14 protein-coding genes are annotated in these 19,724 nt (G+C 73.2%); 6 read left to right on the top strand and 8 right to left on the bottom strand.

Annotated features, from left to right (window positions below):
* The first annotated feature begins 39 nt into the window (after nucleotides 1-39).
* Both BMX74_RS01015 and BMX74_RS46830 read left to right on the top strand, forming a co-directional pair.
* Nucleotides 40-1,068, top strand: coding sequence for a DUF6461 domain-containing protein (locus BMX74_RS01015; RefSeq protein WP_091097566.1), 1,029 nt, complete (start codon nucleotides 40-42; stop codon nucleotides 1,066-1,068).
* Nucleotides 1,069-1,373: 305 nt separating this feature from the next.
* Nucleotides 1,374-2,141: a hypothetical protein gene (locus tag BMX74_RS46830; protein WP_256256716.1), complete on the top strand. Its 768-nt coding sequence runs from the start codon at nucleotides 1,374-1,376 to the stop codon at nucleotides 2,139-2,141.
* A gap of 853 nt (nucleotides 2,142-2,994) precedes the next feature.
* On the opposite strand, the gene BMX74_RS01005 is transcribed toward BMX74_RS46830, so the two are convergent.
* Genes BMX74_RS01005 through BMX74_RS46455 form a run of 3 tightly spaced genes read right to left on the bottom strand, consistent with a single transcriptional unit; the run spans nucleotide 2,995 to nucleotide 4,063 of the window.
* Nucleotides 2,995-3,513 (bottom strand): signal peptidase II, encoded by a 519-nt coding sequence (locus tag BMX74_RS01005; protein WP_201784756.1) that lies wholly within the window; start codon nucleotides 3,511-3,513, stop codon nucleotides 2,995-2,997.
* Between the two features lie 47 nt (nucleotides 3,514-3,560).
* The gene (locus BMX74_RS01000; protein WP_337959827.1) at nucleotides 3,561-3,911 is read right to left on the bottom strand and encodes a LuxR C-terminal-related transcriptional regulator; all 351 of its coding nucleotides are present in this window, start codon (nucleotides 3,909-3,911) and stop codon (nucleotides 3,561-3,563) included.
* The gene (locus BMX74_RS46455; RefSeq protein WP_337959826.1) at nucleotides 3,911-4,063 is read right to left on the bottom strand and encodes a helix-turn-helix domain-containing protein; all 153 of its coding nucleotides are present in this window, start codon (nucleotides 4,061-4,063) and stop codon (nucleotides 3,911-3,913) included. The genes BMX74_RS01000 and BMX74_RS46455 overlap by 1 nt, the downstream gene beginning before the upstream one ends.
* Nucleotides 4,064-4,349: 286 nt before the next feature.
* Here BMX74_RS46455 and BMX74_RS00995 point away from each other — a divergent pair, with 286 nt between their 5' ends.
* The gene (locus BMX74_RS00995; RefSeq protein WP_177227135.1) at nucleotides 4,350-7,451 is read left to right on the top strand and encodes a WD40 repeat domain-containing serine/threonine protein kinase; all 3,102 of its coding nucleotides are present in this window, start codon (nucleotides 4,350-4,352) and stop codon (nucleotides 7,449-7,451) included.
* A 23-nt stretch (nucleotides 7,452-7,474) separates the two neighbouring features.
* Here BMX74_RS00995 and BMX74_RS00990 read toward each other — a convergent pair whose 3' ends face one another.
* Nucleotides 7,475-8,494, bottom strand: coding sequence for an LCP family protein (locus BMX74_RS00990; RefSeq protein WP_091097560.1), 1,020 nt, complete (start codon nucleotides 8,492-8,494; stop codon nucleotides 7,475-7,477).
* Between the two features lie 40 nt (nucleotides 8,495-8,534).
* A complete protein-coding gene (locus BMX74_RS00985; protein ID WP_143078512.1) occupies nucleotides 8,535-9,647 on the bottom strand; it encodes a D-glucuronyl C5-epimerase family protein in 1,113 nt (370 codons plus the stop codon).
* Between the two features lie 87 nt (nucleotides 9,648-9,734).
* Between BMX74_RS00985 and BMX74_RS00980 the strand changes: the two genes are divergently transcribed.
* Both BMX74_RS00980 and BMX74_RS00975 read left to right on the top strand, forming a co-directional pair.
* On the top strand, nucleotides 9,735-12,569 hold the full coding sequence (locus tag BMX74_RS00980) for a methyltransferase domain-containing protein (RefSeq protein ID WP_091097555.1): 2,835 nt from the start codon (nucleotides 9,735-9,737) through the stop codon (nucleotides 12,567-12,569).
* Entirely contained in the window at nucleotides 12,566-13,606 is a 1,041-nt protein-coding gene (locus BMX74_RS00975) for a glycosyltransferase family 4 protein (protein WP_055507908.1), read from the top strand. Before BMX74_RS00980 ends, BMX74_RS00975 begins: the two co-directional genes overlap by 4 nt.
* Here the strand turns inward: BMX74_RS00975 and BMX74_RS00970 are convergent.
* Entirely contained in the window at nucleotides 13,573-14,802 is a 1,230-nt protein-coding gene (locus BMX74_RS00970) for a polysaccharide deacetylase family protein (RefSeq protein ID WP_143078511.1), read from the bottom strand. The genes BMX74_RS00975 and BMX74_RS00970 overlap by 34 nt on opposite strands.
* A 330-nt stretch (nucleotides 14,803-15,132) precedes the next feature.
* Between BMX74_RS00970 and BMX74_RS00965 the strand changes: the two genes are divergently transcribed.
* Nucleotides 15,133-16,056, top strand: a complete 924-nt coding sequence (locus tag BMX74_RS00965; protein WP_055507904.1) for an ABC transporter ATP-binding protein — start codon at nucleotides 15,133-15,135, stop codon at nucleotides 16,054-16,056.
* Here BMX74_RS00965 and BMX74_RS00960 read toward each other — a convergent pair whose 3' ends face one another.
* Nucleotides 16,057-18,849 (bottom strand): AfsR/SARP family transcriptional regulator, encoded by a 2,793-nt coding sequence (locus BMX74_RS00960; RefSeq protein WP_143078510.1) that lies wholly within the window; start codon nucleotides 18,847-18,849, stop codon nucleotides 16,057-16,059.
* A gap of 132 nt (nucleotides 18,850-18,981) precedes the next feature.
* A complete protein-coding gene (locus tag BMX74_RS00955; RefSeq protein ID WP_055507900.1) occupies nucleotides 18,982-19,722 on the bottom strand; it encodes an ABC transporter permease subunit in 741 nt (246 codons plus the stop codon).
* Between the last annotated feature and the right edge of the window lie 2 nt (nucleotides 19,723-19,724).

Raw genomic sequence — 19,724 nt, 5'->3', positions numbered from 1 at the left:
CCAGGACGCCCGCCGGCTCCACACGATGGAGACCGCGGCATGAGGGAAGACGACTTCACCCATTACGAGGGACTCGTCTCCGCGTGGTTCTCCGATCCCACCTGTCTGACCTGGTGCGAGGCATCGGGGCTGGACGACGTGGCGCGAGCCTTCGGCGCCGACCTCGCCGCAGCCGAGTCTATGAGCTTCGAGGACGCCCAGCTCGAGCAGTACAACGCGGACATCCCCGGCATCCTGCCCAGTCTGGTCGCCGGGACGATCGGCGACTGGACGCTGGTCGTCGAACCGAACGGGTGCGAGGGCGCACGACCCGAAGTGCTGAAGGTGTTGTCGGCCCGCGGCCGAGCGGTGAACGTTCTGCTCGACGGAGGCCAGTACGACCGGCTCAGCTACGCCGCAGCCGGACGCTTGCTCGCCGTCCGCCTGACGTCCTCCCCGTCCCGCTCCGACCGCCTTCCGGGTGACGCCGACGCGGTCATCGACGCGGTCGGCACCGATGATGTCATCGGGCTCCAAGCCGCCACGCTCCTGGCGGCGGAGCACATCACCGGTGTCCGCCTCACGGAAGAGTGGCTACTGGACGGCGCCCTCACGCGCCTGCTCGTCGAGAGTCCGCTCCCCGACGACATCGTCCCCGATCAGTTACGCGACCACCGCGTACTGAACCGACCCGAAGTACGAGCCATCCTCGATGATCTGTCGCCCGACAAGGTGGCTCCCATCCGCTACCTGATGACGGAGGCGGTGGTCCAGGGTTCGCAGCTGTCGCACCCCGCAGTGGATGAGGCGCTGGAGTTCCTGCGTGGCGACGACGACACCACCCGGCGGCGGGAGGTCCGCCGCCAGGTCGCCCTATTGAGCGACGACGTCGCACGAGAACCTGGCTCGGACTGGACACCGCGCCGTGCGGCCGTGAAGGTGCTGCTGGACGCGCTGGGAGACGACCTCACCGAATCCGCGGACGCGGTCGCGGGCCACGCATACATGGGGCATCTCACCGACGATCACAAAGCCATCGTCGTCATCATGAAGCGGTGCCTGCATCGCATCAGCCGCACAGCGTCCTGAACGCGCAACCGTTCGGGTTACGTCCACGGGAGTGGTGTACGAGCTGGCCTGCTGACGGCAGCATCCCGGTCGGCTGAGCCCGGCCCTCCAGCAGGGAAGGAGCGGCGGGATAGTGGCCGCCCGGTCGGGACGGGCCGCGGCCAGGGCCGGACCCAGGAGGAACGCCGGTCGCGCAGGCCGGCGTCGACGGCGCCCTGGACCTGTCCGGCGTGGCCGCCGCGCGCCGCGTCCGGGAGCATGCTCTGGCGGGCATGCAGCGGGCCTCCACCCGGCCACAAGTCGCAAGCGGGATCCTCCTCGGCCCCATGCGCGTGAACAAGATCGCCTGGTCGGCCGCGATGCTCGCGGTGACCGTCGGATTCACCACATCCGCCGCACCCGCCGCGGCGGCGCCTGCCATCACCGTCAAGAGCGACTTCACCGCCGACGGCTACAACGACATCGCCGTCGGCATGCGTCTCTATCCGAGCTACGCCGGCGCCGACAACAGCGACATGATCGCCGTCCTGTACGGCGGCCCGAACGGTCTCAGCGGCGCCAAACAGTCGACGGCGATCGGCACCGTGAACGGCGACGACATCATGGAAGCGATGGTGGCGCTCGCCCCACCTACGGCTCGACCAGCCATGAGCTTTGGTCCATCGACAGTCTGCGCGACTCGGCCACACCCCCATGCTCATGGGCAACAGGGCGCCCTGCGACAACCCCGACGCAACCAAGCCCGCCTGCACCAGGAACGACTCCCAGCTCGGCCTCGGCGACGTCAACGGCGACGGCCGCGGCGAGATCGCCATCGGCCTGCCCAGAGCGACCGTCGCGGGCAAGGCGGCCGCTGGGACCGTGGCGCTGATCCCCGCACCGCCTCGGGCCCGGACGTCTCCGCTGCCCGGATCCTCACCCAGGACGGCATCGCCTCACCCCGCACGGCGTCTTCGGTAGCTCCGATCGCCGAGGAGTCCGTGGCGGACGACCGCATGGGCGATCTGTGCCCCGTCCTCTGCGCAGTCCGTGCACGCGATCCCACCGGAGTGAGCGCCGCGGATGCCCGCTTCGGCGCCATCATGTTGAGATAGCCCACTGCGAGCGACGTCGATCCGGCGGTGAGGAACAGCGGGACAAGCAGTAGTGGTACGACTGTTCAGCATGTCAGGGCGATATAGGAGGAGAGTGCCATGCTCAGCCTTTCCGGCTGAGCATGGCTGCGTTGCGCAGCACAACGGCATGATCTACAGCTGCGCGCTACCTGTGGAGAACCTTCGTCGCCTCGGCGCTGGTGGTCCTGCTCGGCCAGATGCTCGGTGTCGCCGCCGGCAACCTGGTGGTCGGACGGCTCCTCGACCTGGGCCAAGCCTGGGCCTGGACCGCGCTCGCAGCGGCGGGAGTGGCCGGCGCGCTGGGCGTCTGAAGGCTCACGTCCAGCAGGTTCCCCGTTGAAGGACGTCTGAGCCGCATGACGTCCACAAGCACACCGCCTTAAGACGTGCCGGACTGGGAGCGATCGGACGTCCCGCCGACGGTTCGCGGACGGCAGTGGGAGAACTACACGCGGGCCGACTGCGACTGTCATCGCGAGAGTGAACCGTCTGTCAGCCTGTGCTCACTGACAAGTGCGTGAACGTAGACGCGGAGATTCTCGGCTTGAAGCTGCGTCTGCCAGCGCTCGAAGCCCAGGCGTGTCCCGGCACGGTCGCCATGGCCATCGCGATCGCCGCTGCCCTGGTGACGACTGCGGTCGCCGGCGCCCGAACCGAGATCACGCAGGACCAGGGGGCTCCCGAGTGGGGGCGGCAGCACGGTCAGGACACGCCGGGCCTGGCAGGGCCGATCGCCTCGGTCGGCCCGCGGTGGCGGTCGGAGATGACCTGCTGGACGCCGTACAGGCGCCCTGTTCGCGCGGGTCGCCCCGCCCGCGCGCCCCGCGGTTGCTCAGCTCTGGCGGGGTGCGTCGTTGAGGGGGATGCCGCGGAGGGTCAGACAGAGGAGGAGGGCGGCGCCTGTCGTCAGGGCTATGTCCGCGACGTTGCCGACGAAGAGGCCGGCGTAGTCGATGAAGTCCACGACGTGGCCGTGGGCGAAGGCGGGTGGGCGGAAGAGGCGGTCGAGCAGGTGGGAGGTGGCCCCGCCCAGGAGCGTGCCGAGGACGGCGGTCCAGGCGGTCGAGCGCAGTCGCCGTCCGGCGTACAGGATGCCGGCGACCGCCCCTGCCGTCGTCAGGGTGAACAGCCAGGTCATGTCCGAGCCGATCGAGAAGGCGGCGCCGGAGTTGAGCAGCAGGCGTAGCTGGATCAGCCGCGGGATGACGGTGATGCCGTGGCCGTCGGACAGCGCCGAGGTCGCCCAGAGCTTGGAGGTCTGGTCCGCCAGGAGGACGGCTGAGGCGAGCGCGAGCATCCACCCGTACAGGTTTCTCCGGCGTCCGCCCTGTGGGCTTGAGGTGTCGGGCACGCTTCCTCCACGGTCCCTGTTCTTGGTGCGGTCGAATGTATCGGGTCTCAGAGGAGTCCGGCGTCGCGGACCTTCATGGCGACCAGGACGGGGTTGTCCGCGCCCGGTTCGGCGAAGACGCGGGTGATGTTCGCCTTGACGGTGACCACGCTGACATGGAGAAGTTCGGCGATCTCGGCGTTCGTGCGGCCGCGCGCCAGTTCGATCGCGACCTCGCGTCCGCGCTCGGTGAGCCGGGCGAGCCCTTCAGCACGAAGCCGCCCGCGCCCAGCCGCAGCCCGCAGCACCAGCTCGTCGGCGTCGAACGTGGTGAGCACGAGGACGCGCGGCGGGTCCGGCTGGGACAGCAGGAGTTCGGTGGTGGTGAGCCCGTCCTGGACGGGCGTCCTGATGTCCATCAGCACCGCGTCCGGCCGAGCTCGCGGATCACCTTCATGGCCTGCCGTCCGTCGCCGGCCTCGCCCGGGAGGTCGAGGTCGGGCTTGCCGAGGATGAGGCGCAGGCCGGTGCGCACCATCGGGTCGTCGTCCGCGATCACGACGCGGATCATGTCAGGCCTCCCACGGCAGGCGGGCGTCGGCTACGAATCGGAGCGTGCCGGGCACGGCCCGCAGCTCGGTCAGCGACTGGTGCGCGTTCTCCTGGCTGGCCTGCGCGACCGCGCGGGTCTGCTCGGGGGCAGGTCCGTGCGGTGGGCGAGGCAGTGCCGGTGGGCCGCAGTGCGGTCGTCGCTGCCCCCTTGACGCCGGGGACCTATGATCGGGTTAGTTGTCTTCGTCCCTGCCAGGAGTCTTGTGCCGGACATCCAGCCTCTCAGGCCTGATGATCCCAGGTCCGTGGACCGGTACCGGATCGCGGGCCGGGTCGGCGAGGGTGGGCAGGGGACGGTGTTCCTCGGGGTCGACGACGAGGACCGGCAGGTCGCCATCAAGATCCTGACGTCCGTCGACGCCGCCGACATCGAGTCCCGGCTGCGGTTCCAGCGGGAGATCGAGGTCGCGTCGAAGGTGGCCTCGTTCTGCACGGTACGGGTGCTGGGGCACGGGATCAGCGACGGCCGGCTGTACATGGTCAGCGAGTACGTGCCCGGCGAGTCGTTGCAGCAGCACGTCGTCTCCCGGGGTGCGCTGGACGCCTCGGCGCTGGTCCGGCTGGCGGTGAACACCTCCACGGCGCTGGTGTCCATCCACAACGCCGGCATCGTCCACCGCGACTTCAAGCCCAGTAACGTGCTGCTCGGGCCCAACGGCCCGTACGTGATCGACTTCGGGGTGGCGCGCGGGTTCGACGACAAGACGGTGACCGTCACGGGGGTGCTGGGCACTCCCGCCTACATGTCTCCGGAGCAGCTCGCGGGCGAGCGGGTGACGCCGGCCTCGGACCTGTTCAGCTGGGGTCTGACGATGACGTTCGCGGCGCGGGGACGGCCGCTGTTCAGCGGCAGCACCATCGCGGCCATGGCGATCACGGTGGGTCAGGAGGAGATCGACCTGAGCGGCATCGACGAGCCGTTACGCTCGATCATCGCCGCCTGCCTGGTGCGCCGCCCTGAGGCGCGGCCGACCGCGCGCCAGGTGCTCAACGCCCTGATCGGCCTTCCCGCTGAGCCCGGTCCTGAGCCGTTTGCGCCGCCATGGCCGGGGCCGCCGGCGCGGGTGACCTCCACTACGCCGGCCGCTCCACCAGCCACGCCGCCGGCCGAGGCCTTCCCGCCGCCGCACTCCGCCGCACCGCCGGACTCTGCCTTTCCACCACCGCACTCGGCCCCGCTGCCAGACCCGACCCCGCCGTCGGTTGCGGCGTTCGCGCCGCCGGACTCGGGGCCGGTCGCCGTCCCGCCGGGCCGCGAGGCGTTCCCCGAGGCGTTCCTTGAGGCTTCGCCCGAGGCGTTCCCTGACGTGGAGGTCTCGCCGGCGACGGGCGCGACCGCTCCGGCCAGGCCCGTCCGGCGGAGGGTCCGGCGGTTCACCCTGGCCGGGGTGCTGGTGGCGGCGCTGGTCGGCGCGGGGGTGGCGGTGGTGCCGGGGCTGGTCAGGGTGCCTGCGGCGCCGCCGGCCGCGACGCCGTCCCCCGCGGGGTTCGGCACGCCGATCGGCTGGCGGCCCTCGGGGCACTTCGCGGCCGTCACCGCGGTCGGTACGGCTGAGGTCGCCGGGCGGCCGGTCGTGGTGACCGCCAGCGAGGACAGCACGCTGCGGCTGTGGGACGCGCGCACGATGCAGCCGGTGGGCGGGCCGATGGCGGGCCACGGCGACTGGGTGCGGGCGATCGCCACGGCCACGGTGGGCGGCAGGCCGATCGCGGTCACGGGGGGCGACGACAAGACCGTACGCACCTGGGACCTCACCACCGGCCGCCCCGCGGGCCCCCCGCTCACCGGCCACACCGGCGTCGTCCTCGCCGTCGCCACCGCCACGGTGGGCGGCAGGCCGATCGCGATCACCGGCGGCGACGACAAGACCGTACGCACCTGGGACCTCACCACCGGCCGCCCCGCGGGCCCTCCGCTCACCGGCCACGAGGACGCGGTGCTGGCCGTCGCCGCCGCCACCGTCGACGGCAGGCCGGTCGTGGTGAGCGCGGGCAGGGACCGGGTGCTGCGGTTCTGGGACCTGGGGACGGGCGAGCCCGTGGGCCGGGCGCGGGCCGGCCACACCGACTGGGTGCGGGCGCTGGCCGTGACGCCGGACGCCGTCGTCTCCGCCTCGGACGACAGGACGATCAGGATGTGGGACCTGCGCTCCGGCCGGGTGAGCACCGTCCACGACCTGCCCGACGTCGTGGTCTCGCTCGCGGCGATCAGGACGGGCTCGTCCTGGACGGTGCTGGGGGCCGGCCGGGACGGCGTGATCCGCTGCTGGGACCTTTCGGGCAAGCCGGTCGGGACGCCGCTCACCGGGCATGCGGGACCGGTCATGGCCGTCGCCGCGGGGGCGGTGGGCGGGGTGCCGGTGGCGTTCTCGGGCGGCGCCGACAAGTCCGTCCGGACGTGGGATCTCAACGCGTGGGCCGCCGCCGGCGTGGCGGCCGGCAATCCCGGCCATTCGGCCCAGGTCAGGGCGGTCGCGCTGGTGAACGTGGGCGGGCGGACGGTGACCGTCTCGGGCGGCGCGGACAGGACGGTCCGGATGTCGGACCCGGCGACCGGCGCTCCCGTGGGCGCGCCCCTGCTCGGGCACGCCGAGCAGATCACGGCGATCGCGGCGGGCACCGTGTCCGGCCATCCGGTGGCCGTCAGCGGTGACGCGGGCGGCGAGCTGCGGATGTGGCGGCTGGACACGGGGGCGGCGCTGGGCAAGCCGATGGCCGAGGGCCGCGGCGGCGTGAACGCCGTCACCGTGGTCGAGGGAACGGTCGTCTCCGGCGGCGCCGACGGGCGTCTGTACCGGTGGGACGCCGCCACGGGCAGGCCCGCTGGCCCGCCGCTGGCCGGGCACCGCAAGCCGATCAGGGCGCTGGCCTCGGCGGTCGTCGGCGGCCGGCCGGTGGTGATCTCCGCGAGCGAGGACCACGAGCTGCGCCTGTGGGACGTCACCGGCGGCAGGCAGATCGGCGCGCCGCTGACCGGCCACCGGGACGCGGTCCTCGCGGTGACCGCGACGGTGGCGGGCGGGCGGCCCATCGCGGTGTCGGCCGGCGTGGACGGGACGCTGCGCCGCTGGGACCTGAACACGGGCACCGCCATCGGCTCCCCGCTCACCGGCCACACCGACTGGGTGCGGGCGCTGGCGGCCGACGGGGAGCGCGTCGTCTCGGCCGGCGACGACCGGACGCTGCGGGTGTGGAACGTGAGCACCGGCGCGGCGGTCGGGCGTCCGATCACCGGGCACGCCGGCCCGGTGTACGCGGTGGCGGCCGGCAGGGCCGGCGGCGCGCCGGTGGCGGTGTCGGCGGGCGCCGACTGGACGGTACGCACCTGGAGCGTCGCGGGCGGCTGACACCGGTCGCAGGCGTCCCCTGGCTACCGCACGGTGTCCACCGCGTTTCCTGGGCCTCTCCGCTTGACGTAGTCGCGGGCGCGGTCCGTCCTGAGCGCTTCGCTCAGCGCGCGGCTCCTGCGCTCGTCCAGGTAGACGACGCTCTGCGCGCCTTCCATCCCGGTCCCCTTGGTCGGCATCGTGAAGAAGCTGGAGGAGTCCAGCCGGGCCAGGTCGAGCAGGCGGCCGCGCAGCAGGTCGAGGGTGACGCGGTCGTCCACGGTGATCGACGCGGTGACGGCCCGCAGCAGCCGGTCGACCTTGACCGGGTCGGTCAGCGTGTCGGCGCTCAGCACGCGGTCGGACAGCGCCTTGAGCAGGGCCTGCTGCCGCTTGATGCGGTCGAAGTCGCCGCCGGGCAGGTTGTAGCGCTGCCGGACGAACCGCAGGGCCCGCTCGCCGTCGAGGTGGTGGCGGCCGGCCGTCCAGGTGACGCCGCTGTTGGTGTCGCGGACGGTCCTGGCCACCTCGACCTCGACCCCGTCCACGGCGTCGACGGCCGCGGCGAACCCCTTGAAGTCGATGGCGGCGTAGTGGTGGACGCGGACGCCGGTGAGCCGCTCGACGGTTTTGATCAGCAGGGGCGGCCCGCCCCAGGAGAACGCCGCGTTGATCTTCGCCCGGCCGCGGCCGGGGATGTCCACCCAGGAGTCGCGGGGGATGGACACGACGGCGGCGTGCTTCCGGTCCTCAGACAGGTGGGCCAGCATGATGGTGTCGGTGCGCTGCGAGCCGGGCCGCCACAGGGCCTCCTTGGCGCGGTCGCCCGTCGTGGCCTCGTCGGCCCGCCGGTCGGTGCCCACGAGGAGCCAGGTCTCGCCGAGGCCGGGTGCGGGCTGCGGACGCTGCCGCTCCTCCGCTTCTGAGGTGGGCAGCGCCGCGGGTAAGCGGGCGATGTCGCGGTCGAGGCTGGCCTGGTAGAGGGACAGCCCTCCGGCGCCGAGGGCGCCCAGCAGCAGCAGGGAGGCCAGGGAGATCCAGAGCAGGCGGCGGAGACGGCGCATCCGGTCGGTACCTCCGGAGATGGGTCGGTGGACGTTGCAGCTAGTTGCCGGGAAGCGCCTTGCCGTCGAGGTAGCCGAGCCAGCGCTGCTCGATGGCGCGGTATCGGCCGCCGGTGATCGCGTTCAGCGCGGAGAGCTGGGTGACGTGCAGGGAGTGGTAGCTCCAGCGGGCCGGGTTGGGGGCGGTCGCCGGGGTGCGGGTGTAGTGGAGGAGGTCGTAGCTGGTCCTGGATGACAGGTCGTAGAGCGGCAGCATCCGGTCGAGGGTGGCGAGGCCCCGGCGGAACATGTCCTTGGCCGCCGCGTCGCCCGTGAGCTCGCCCACGTCGTGGACGCCGATCAGGGCGAACAGGTGGCCGTTGAGCACGTGCGTGGGGGTCGGTGTCGGGTACTCCTCGAACCAGTCGAAGCGGTCCTCGAACCTGCGCAGCACGCCGCCCCGCGCCACCTCCGTGCGCAGCGGCCGGAGCGCGCGCAGCGCCGCGTCGCCGTAGCGGGTCTCGCCGGTCCTGGCGCGCATCTTGGCGAGGAAGGCGGCGCCGATGCCCTGCGCCATCCCGGAGTACCAGCCTGCGCGCAGCTCGCCGGCGAGTCCTTCCCGATAGGAGTACGCGAAGGGGACGGGCCAGCCGCCCGCGTCGTCCTGGTGTTCCAGCAGCCAGCGGGCCACCGTCTCCGCTTTGGCGCGGTAGCTCTCCTGGCCCGTGGTGACCCATTTGCTGTAGTTCTCCATGCCGTACTGCGCGACTTCGACCGGGTACTGGAAGGTGCCGAAGTCGTACGTGCTGAGCGGGATGCCGTCGGGGCCGATGGAGATGCGCCGCCAGGTCGTGACGTCCACCTGGGCGAAGTGCAGCCAGGGGCCGCGGGGGTCGTGCCGTTTGACGAGCGGGGTGTCGTCGGCGACGTACCCGGCGCGGACGACGCCGTCGGGGCCGGTGGAGACGTCGAGCCCGAACCGTTCGCGCAGGGCGCGCAGCGGCAGGTAGAGCTCCTCGCCCGCGCGCAGGCCCGGGACGGTGGCGCGGAAGAGGCCGATGGGGGCCTGGGTGGCCGGGACGGCGGCGGGTTCGCCGGAGGTGGAGGCTGAGGTGGAGACGCAGCCTCCGAGGGAGCAGAGGGCCGCCACCAGGACGATGAACTTTCGTAACAAAGGCACCATCACACCGCCCTTAACGGATATTTCGGGAAATGGTAATGTCAGCCCCTCACTGATCATCCCCCAAGGGTCGCTGCCCAGATGAACCATGATCGCGTCCATTTAGCCTATAACGGGATAGACGTCGACCCCGAGACCCAGACGCTGACCAGGAACCGCCTGCACTGGCTCCTGGACCACCTCCCCCCGGGGCGGATCCTCGACCTGGGCTGCTCCCAGGGGACGCTGTCCGTCCTCGCCGCCCGCAGGGGCGACCGGGTGACCGGCGTCGACATCGAGGAGGACGCGCTCGCGTTCGCCGCCGGGCTGGCCGCCGAACTGCCCGCCGACGTGGCCGCCAGGCTGGCCTTCGTCAGGGGCGACGGGGCGCGGCTGGCCTTCCCCGACGGCTGTTTCGACGCGGCGGTCGCCGGCGAGCTGCTGGAACACGTCACCGACCCGGGGGCGGTCCTCGCCGAGCTGCACCGGGTGCTGGCGCCGGGCGGCACCCTGCTGGCGTCCGTGCCGCACGGGCTGATGCCGCACCACGACCACCGCCGCACGTTCTACCGGGCGGGCCTGCGCCGCCTGCTCGACCCGCTGTTCGAGATCCGCGAGCTGACCGTGCTCGACCGGCACGTCGCCGCGGTCGGCGTCCGGCGGGAGGAGCCGCTCGGCGAGCCCGCGTTCCTGCTCAGCCAGGAGGAGGCGGACTTCCTCCAGCGCGAGGAGCTCGCGGAGCGGCAGGCGCAGGGGCTGCGCGACCGGCTGGAGCGGGCCAACCACCTCTACCGCGAGGTCACCGCGGCCAACGCCGAGCTGAAGGCGCAGCTCGGCGACCTGCGGGCGCGGCTCGGCGGGAGCCGGGCGGAGGAGGACGTCCTCGACCGGCTGGCGGCCCTCCAGGACAGCGTGCGGCACCTGTCCACGAGCCTCACCGACGGCGCCGCCGCCGACCGCGAGGACCTGCGGGAGCGGCTGCGCGAACGCACCGAGGAACGCGACGGGCTGCGGGAGCGGCTGCGCGCACAGGACGGGCTGCGCGAGCAGTTGCGCCTGCGGACCGAGGAGCGCGACCGGCTGCGTGCCGACGCCCGCGCCGCCGAGGCCGAGATCGCCCTGCTGCGCGAGGCGGTCGCGGCCGCCGAGGCGGAGCGGCGCGGCCTGCTGGAGTCGGCTCACGGGCTGCGGACCTCCCTGGAGGCGCTGCGCGAGACCGCAGGATCCCTGACCGCCGAACGGGACGAGCTGCGCGAGACCGCCGGCGCCGTGACCGCCGAACGGGACGAGCTGCGCGCCCTGGTCCGGGACCAGGCCGAGGACCTGCGGACGGCCGAGGCCGCCCACGCGTCCGCCGCCCGGGAGCTGCGCGCCCGGATCGCCGCGCTCGACGAGGAGCTCGGCGCGGAACGGGCGGCCCTGGCCCGGCTGCGTACCGTCTACAACGGCGAGCGGCACCGGCACGAGCTGACCCAGCACCGCCTGGGCAAGCTGGCCGCCTCCGAGGACCGGCTGCGGCAGGAGAACGACCGGCTGCGGGCCCGGCTGGAGACGGTGACCGGCCGGCTCGCCGACTACCGCGAGCAGATCACCCGCATCCGCTCCTCCCGCGCCTGGCGGATGCTGTCGGTCTACCGGCACCTGCGCAGGCCGGGCCGCCCCGACCCGGCTCAGCCCCGCCCGGCCGGCGTCCGGCCCGTCGCCGCCTCCGGCGCGCCGACCCGCACCATCGTCATGCGGCCCGCGCCGGAGGCCGCCCCCGCGGCGCGGCCTGCCGCCCCCCGCACCACGGCGGCCCCGGTGCCGCTGGACGAGGTCAGGACCGGGCTGAGGGAGTGGGTCGAACGGGCCAGGGCGGCCGAGGGCGACGAGGTGGTGCTGATGTTCTCGGGCACCACCTTCGTGCAGGAGGCCAGGGGCAACCGGCCCATCCGGCTGACCCGCGTCTACCTCGGGCGCGGCTGCCCGGTCTTCTTCAACTACTACCGCTGGCGCGACAGCGAGCCGCTGCCCTCGCACCCGGACCCGCTGCTGTTCCAGAGCCCGATCGACATCACGCCGCACCTGCTGGACGAGGTGCTGGGCGCGGACTTCGGCGGCAAGCGCAAGCTGCTGTTCGCCTCGTTCCCGCACGAGGTGATGGTGCGGACGCTGACCCACGCCGCCGCGCGCGGCTGGGTGACCGTCTACGACGCGCGCGACGACTGGGAGGAGTTCGCCAAGGTCGGCATGGCGAAGTGGTACCACCCGGGCCACGAGCGTTACCTGGTGGCGCACGCCGACGTGGTCACGGCGGTGTCCGCGCCCCTGGCCAGGAAGATGGAGACGCTGGGCGGCCGGCCGGTGAGCGTCAACGCCAACGCCCTCGACCCGGACTTCCCCACCCCCTCCGTGCCGCGCCGCGCGGACGCCTCGAAGGTCGGCTACTTCGGGCACCTGACCGACAAGTGGTTCGACTGGGACCTGCTGCTGCGCGCCGCCCGAGCCCACCCGGGCCTCGTCTTCGAGCTGGCGGGCCACCAGCAGCCCGACCTGCGGCTGCCGGAGAACGTCCGGCTGCTCGGCCTGCTCGGCCACCGGGAGCTGGCCGAGCTCAGCGCCGGCTGGGCGCTGGCGCTGATCCCGTTCAGGAACGGCCCGCTGGCCGACGCCGTGGACCCGATCAAGGTCTACGAGTACCTGCATCTCGGCCTGCCCGTGCTGGCGACGTACTTCCCGCAGTGCGCGGACTACCCGGGGGTGCGGGTGACCGAGTCGGCGGCGGAGTTCGTGGCGGCGATCCCGCAGGTCGCCGGGTCCGCGCCGGACGCCGCGCGGGTGCGGGCCTGGCTCGCCGCCAACACCTGGGAGTGCCGGGTGGAGGCGTACACGGAGCTGGCGGAGCAGGTCGTGCGCAAGGGCAGGGACGGCCTGCTGACGCTGCTGGAGTCGCGATGAAGGTGCTGTTCTGCTACCGCTACGGCGTCATCGGCGGGGTGTCCACGCAGTTGCTCAACCGCTACACGCACTTCTCCGCCGAGTTCGAGATCGGCGTGCTGTACGAGTCGGACCATGGCATGGTGGGTCACTTCCCGCCGGGCGTGGCGCGGGTGGCGGGCACCGACGAGGCCCGCGAGGCGGCGATCAGGGAGGCGGAGCCGGACGTCGTCGTCGTGATCGACAGTCCGGGCTTCCTGTCGGCGTGGCGGCGCGCGGGCTCCCCCGGGTCGCTGGTGCTGGAGGTGCACACGACCACCGCGAACCTCTCCTACCTGGACGAGCTCGTGGTGCGCCCTGACCATGTGGTGACCGTGAGCGAGTACATGCGGGAGAAGCTGGCCGCGCTGGGGCTCTCCCCGATCAGCGTGGTGCCCAACTGCCTGGACGAGCGCTGGTACGCCGAGACCGTCCCGCCCGCGCTCGGCACCGCGCCGGTGGCGTGGATCGGCAAGCTGGACGGGCACAAGCGCTGGCGGGCCGCGGCCGATCTGCTCGACCGGATCGCCACCGCCCGCCCCGGGGTCACGCCGCTGATCGTCGGCGGGTACACGGCGCCGGCGAGCGAGGTGGCCGCGCTTACCACGAAGCTCGCCACCTCGCCCGCGCTCGGCGCGGCCCGCTGGCTGCCGCGCCTCGACTACGACCTGATGCCGGGCCTGTACTCGGCCGTCGCGGCCAACGGCGGGCTGACCGTCTCGACCACGACCGACGAGAGCTTCGGCATGTCGGTGGCAGAGGCGCTGGTGCGCGGCTGCCCGGTCGTGGCGCCGGCGGTGGGCGCGCTGCCGGAGATCCTGCCGGAGGAGGCGCTCTACCCGCCGGGCGACTGGGCGGGGGCGGCGGAGCGGGCGCTGCGGGGGCTCGCGGACCCGGACTTCAGGGCCGCCCTGCTGAGCACGGCCGAGGCGGTCAGGGAACGCACGCACGCGGAGTACGCCCTCGCGGCCTTCCGCGAGGTGCTTCAGCGGAGCGCGAAGTCGTCGAAGGTGGCCTGACCGGGCGCGGTCAGCACCAGGCCGAAGCTGACGTTGGCGGCGCCGTCGCGCGGCGGGGTCCAGGTGGCCTGCCGCCAGGTGGGGGCGGCGGGGAACTCGGGGCTGTGGGACCAGCGCGACCACACCCCGTCGGCCGTCCTCGTGCTGTAGGTGAAGCGGACGGGGACGGTCGAGGTGTACCACACCGACAGGCGGCCCGGCCGGGGCGCGCACTCGCCGTCGTCCTGCTTGACGGCCAGCCTGAGCCGCTCCGGGTCGCCGCCGGTCACCTGGACGCGCACCGCCCAGCGCCCGGTGCGCGCCTGCGGCACCCGGCCGAACGTGGCCTTGCCTGACCTCCCGTCGAGCTGCCAGCAGTCGGGGACGCCCTCCTTGCCGAAGTAGTTCTCCAGTGAGGCGTTCAGCACGATCGACGGGGCCTTGAGCGGCGGCACCGGCCTGGTCTCGCCGCCGATGACGTCGCCGACGGTGCGGACGGCGACCGGGCGGCCCTTCAGCCAGTCGAGGAACGCGGTGAAGACGGCGGGCTTGACCCCGAGCGGCCCGCAGTCGTCGCAGTAGTCGTGGAAGACCAGGATCGCCCAGCCTTTGCGCTGCTCGGCGGCGAGCACGTACTGCTGCATCTCGGGGAGGGTGGTGCGCGCGCCGACGGCCAGCGGCGTGTTGAGGTCGTAGGGGTCGGCCGGGGTGGTGCGCTCGGCGGCGACGCCCGCCTTGCCGCGGCCGCTGTTGTAGCCGCACTCGCGCACCGCGGCCTCGGCGGCGGCGTTGACAGCGTGGAAGGGGTAGGCGAACGACCGTGGCGTGAAGCCCATCGCCTCCAGCGCCGAGCGGTCGCCGCACACTTCCCTGCGCTGCTCGTCCGGGTGCAGTTCGGGCAGTCTGGCGTGGGTGCGGGTGTGGCCGCCGATCTCGTGCCCGGCCTGCGCGAGGCGTGCCAGGCGGGCCTGGTCGAGGTAGCCGGGCGCCTGGACGCGGGTGCCGAGGACGTAGAAGGTGCCGGTCATGCCGCGCGTGGTCAGCTCGGCGGCCATGTGTTCCTGGCGGGCCAGGCCGTCGTCGAAGGTGAGCGACACGACACCGCCTGCCTGGCTCGGGGTGGCGCTCGGGCGCGGCGCTCCCTGGCTCGACGCGGCGCCCCGGCCGCTGCAGCCGGCGGCCAGCACCATCATGACGATCAGTAACACGCGACGCACTCGTCCGCTCCTCCCGCCTCGGCGGCGGACATCCTCCCATGGGCGGCGGGTGCCGCGCAGCAGGCGGCAGCGCCGATTTCGGAAACCGGCGAGACGCGCACGAGCCGGTCGCCGGGCCCCCTTGACAACGACGGCGACAAGTGATGACCGCCGGCCGCCGCGCCCGCCAACCCGGCATTCCACCAGTATTGACGCGCTTTGTAGTGCAGTGCTTACATTTGGCCCCACAGGCAAGATCTATAAGCAAATATCCGGCGAAAATGGGGTAAACGTGAGCAACTTACGTCGGCGCTCGGCGGCCGTACGCGGCGCACGGCGGCTGCTGGGAGCATGAGGCCGGTACTGGAGGCACGCAGCCTGACGAAGCGGTACGGCCGGGCCGTGGCCGTGGACGACGCCAGCTTCGCCATCAGGCAGGGCGCCATCACCGGCTTCCTCGGCCCCAACGGCGCCGGCAAGTCCACGATCCTGCGCCTCTTCCTCGGCCTCGTGCACCCGACGTCAGGCTCCGCCCTCATCGACGGCAGGCCCCTCCGCGAATGGCCCGCGCCCAGCCGCAAGGTCGGCGCGGTGCTCGACACCCAGTGCGTCCACCCCTCCCGGCGGGCCGTCGAGAGCGTGCGCTGGGCGGCCCGCCTCGCCGGGGTGCCCGCCTCCCACGCCGAGGAACTCCTGGAGCGCGTCGGCCTGACCGCGGTGGCCCACCAGCGCACCGGCAGGTTCTCCGTCGGCATGCGGCAGCGCCTCGCGCTGGCGATCGCGCTGGTCGGCAACCCCGAGATCGTGATGCTGGACGAGCCGATGAACGGCCTCGACCCCGCGGGCATCGCCTGGCTGAAGGACCTCCTGCGGCACTTCCGGGAGCAGGGCCGCACCGTGCTGGTCTCCAGCCACCTGCTGGCCGAGCTGGAGGACCTGGTGGACGACCTGGTGGTGATCGCCCGCGGCCGGATCATCGGCAGCGGGTCGGCCTCCGCGTTCATCGACCGCTTCCAGCCCCAGACCATCAGCGTCCTGTCGGACCGGCCCGAGCCGCTGAGCGCCGCCGTGGTCGAGGCCGGCGGGGAGGTCATCGAGATCCAGGGCCAGCGCATGGAGATCAGCGGCCTGACCTCGGTCCAGCTCGGCGAGATCGCCCGCGACGCCGGCATCGCGCTCCTCGGCCTCACCGAGGAGCGCACGCTCAAGCGGGCCTTCTCCGAGGCGACCGCCCGCCTGGGCGAACCGCCCGCGTCAGAGGGCGGGCGCGGGTGACTAACGCGCCGCGTGCCGGGTGGCCTCGCCGGTGCCGTTCAGGAAGGCCCTGGCCCGGCGCGCCCGGAGCGCCGTGCGCGTCACCCCGGCCGCCCTGGCGATCTCCTCGGCGGTGACCAGGTCGTCGTAGGCGGCCCTCGGGTCGCCCAGCAGGATCCGCGTGGTGCCGAGGTCGAGCAGGACGTCCGACAGCACGACCCGGTCGCCGATGAACGTGGCGATCTCCAAGGCCCGCAGCAGCTCGGGATAGGCCTCCTCAGGGGTGCCCGTCCTCGCGGCCCGCATCGCCGCCCCACGCCGGATCTGGGCCTCGCTGCGCAGGCTGCCGCCCTCGCGGCACAGGACGAGCGCCCGTTCCAGGCACGCCCGCGACGCCTCCCGCTCCCCCGCGCCGTCCAGCACCAGCGCCAGCCCGCCCAGCGCGTCGGCCTCGCCCACCGGGTCGCCGCTCCTGCGCAGCACCTCGGCGGCCTCCTCGTACGCCTTGCGCGCCCGGTCAGGCTCGTGCCGGATGCGGTCGAGGTCGGCGAGCAGCCGCAGCGCAAGGCCGCGGCCGTGGTCGTCGGCCAGGTCGAGGAAGATCCGTTCAGCCGTCTCCAGCCGCCGGGCCGCGCCGACGTAGTCGCCGACCAGCAGCGAGCGGTGGCCGAGGGAGTACTGCAGGGCCGCCTGCCCGCGCAGGTCACCGGCCGCCCGCACGCTCGACAGGGCCAGTTCGTGGGACTCCAGCCACACGTCGAAGTGCGCGCCCGCCTCGTAGCGGGCGAGCGGCGCGACGGCCAGCTCCCAGCACGTCCCAGGGAAGGGCGTCGCGCGCCGCACGGCCGCCAGGACGGCGTCCAGGTTGTCGTCGAACCACGCCGACCCGTCGCCCGACCAGGCCGCCGCGCCCAGGGGCCGGTGGCGCGGGGCCGTGCCGCGCGGGATCGCGTTGTCCCGGCCGCGCATCGCGGCGTGGGCGTCGTCGGTCAGTGCCAGCAGGGCGCCGAGCGCGCGCAGGACGGCGGCGTCCAGCTCCGGCTCAGAGTCCTCGGCCCGCGCCCGGTCCGCGCCGAAGCCCAGCAGCAGTTCGTGGCAGCGGAACCGGTCGCCGTCGCCGGTGGTGACCATGAAGTGGCTCTCGGCCAGCTCTTCCAGGAGGTTCTCCGCCGCGTCCACCGGCACGTCGGCGAGCGCGGCGGTGGTCGTGGCGGTGATCTCCGCGCTGCCGTAGAAGCCGATCCGGCGGATCAGTGAACGCGGCCCGGAGGGCAGCGCCTCGTAGCCGCGCGCCAGCGTCGGCACCACGCTCAGCCCGTCGTGCTCCAGCTCGCCGAGGATCCTGGACGGGTCGGCCAGGCGCTCGGCCAGGCGGGCGAGGGTCCAGTGCGGGCGGGTGGCGAGCCTGGCCGCGGCGATGTGCAGGGCCACAGGCAGCCGCGCGCAGAGGTCCACGACCCGGTCGGCGGCCTGCGGCTCGGCCGCCATCCGCTCGGCGCCCGCGCCCGTGGCCAGCAGCGCGCGGGCGCCGGCCCGGTCCAGCGCGGCCACGCCGACCCGGACGGCGCCCCGCAGCAGGGCCAGCGGCGAGCGGCTGGTCACGATGACGGCGCAGCCCGGATGGCCGGGCAGGAGGGGTTCGAGGCGGCGCACGCTGCTCACGCCGTCCAGCACGATCAGCACCCTGCGGCTCGCCAGCAGGCTGCGCAGCAGCGCGGCCCGCGCCCCGGCGCCCTCGGGGACGCGGTCGGGGGCGACCCCGAGCGCGGCCAGGAACCCGGCCAGCACCTCGGCGGGCTCGCCGGGCTCCTCGGCGTAGAGCTGGCCGTCGGGGTAGCGGCCGGCCACGCGGTGCGCGGCCTCCAGGCACAGCGCGGTCTTGCCCGCGCCGCCGGGGCCGGTGATCACCACGACCGGTGACGCGCCGCCGTCCTCCAGGACGCCGGTGATCCGCCGCAGCTCGGCGTCCCTGCCGACCAGGACGCCTGCGCGGGCGGGAAGCTGCCTGGGCACGGGCGCGGGCCGGCGCGCGGGTCCGGGGACCGGCTCCCCCGCCGGGGCGGGCGCAGGCGTCTGGCGTGCCCGTTCGAGCACGGAGTCCTGGCGCAGGATCCGCGTCCTGAGGTCGCGCAGTGCGGGGCCGGGGTCGGTGCCCAGCTCGTCCCTGAGCCGCTCCTCCAGGTCGGCGAACGCCTGCAGCGCCTCGCTGCCCCGCTGCGACCGGTACAGCGCGAGCATGAGCTGCCCGCAGAACGCCTCCCGCAGCGGATGCTGCTCGGTGAGCCGCTGCAGCTCGGCGATCACCTCGCGGTGGCGGCCGAGCGCGAGGTCGGCGTCGATCCTGGCCTCGGTGGCGGCGAGCATGCGCTCGTTCCACACCACCGCCTCGGCGAGGAACGCCTCGCTGTCGAGGCCGGCGAGGGCCGGGCCGCGCCACAGGTCCAGGGCCTCGCTCAGGGTGCGGGCCGCGGCGGCGTGGTCGCCGTCGTCGGCCTCGGCCCGCGCCCGGTCGCACAGGCGCAGGAAGACGTACGCGTCCACGTCGTCGTCGGCGGCCTCCAGCCGGTAGACGTTGTCGTGCACGTCGATGGTGACGCCGTACTTCCTGAGCTCCCCCACGCCCCGGTGCACCTGGTTCCTGGCGCTCTTGGTGGGCGTGTCCCCGTAGATCGCGTCCATCAGGCTCTCGACGGAGGCGGAGCGGGCGGGGCTGAGCAGCAGGTGCGCCAGGACCCCGCGTGATCGTCGAGTGGCGAGCCTGATCTCCTCGCCGTGCTGCCACATTGCCGGTTGGCCCAGAATCCCGAAGCGCATCAGCGGCAAATCCCCCTAGTTCACCCCCCGATTATTCACCAATAAAACAAACCTGTCCTGATCAGGCCGCCTCAATTTACTCGATTGTCACCTGAGCCCCTTGAACCCCAAAGTCAAGGGACTGGTGAAATGTCAGGAGATATCGCGGCGCTCGACGAGGAAGAACGCCAGCCCGACCACGATCGCGACGTACACCCCGAAGATCACCAACCCCAGCACCGGCCCCGGCCCCTCGGGCAGCAGGCCGGGCCCCGCGCCGATCATCATGAACGGCAGGTACGGATCGACGTCGTCGGGCAGGACCACCGACAGGAGACCCTCACCGGCGAACGCCCAGACCAGCAGGATCGACAGGGCCCCCGCGGTGCTCCTGACCAGCACGCCCACCGCCACCCCGAGCGCGGTCACCAGCGGCACGCTGCCCAGGAACGCCAGGATGACCGACGTCCCGCCGTGGGACAGCGGCGCGTAGGGGGTGCCCGAGGCGGTGATCAGCGACGACCCGTACGCGATGAGCAGCCCGATCATGGTCACGGCCAGGCTGATCGCGGCGAGCGTGACCATCTTGCCGCCGAGCACCAGCGTCCGCCACGGCGCGATCGACAGGGTGACCCGGAAGGTGCCGTTCCTGATCTCGTTCGTCGCGGACAGCACCCCGAGGATCATCATCGAGAACATGACGAACTGCATCGGCGAGGCGACGGCCTGCGAGCCCGGCCCGCCCTGCACCAGGTTGCCGGACGGCCCGATGTTGGAGCCCATCAGCAACCCCACGAGGGCCACCCCGACCAGGGCGCACGCCACGGTGATGCGGTTGCTCAGCAGCGTGCGGAACTTGACCAGTTCCGCCGCGCACACGTTGGCGAAGCTCATCG

It is taken from the genome of Nonomuraea pusilla, assembly GCF_900109355.1.
Taxonomy (GTDB): Bacteria; Actinomycetota; Actinomycetes; order Streptosporangiales; family Streptosporangiaceae; genus Nonomuraea; species Nonomuraea pusilla.
Note: the sequence above shows the minus strand (reverse complement) of the source record. Positions and strands in the feature narration are given on the sequence as shown.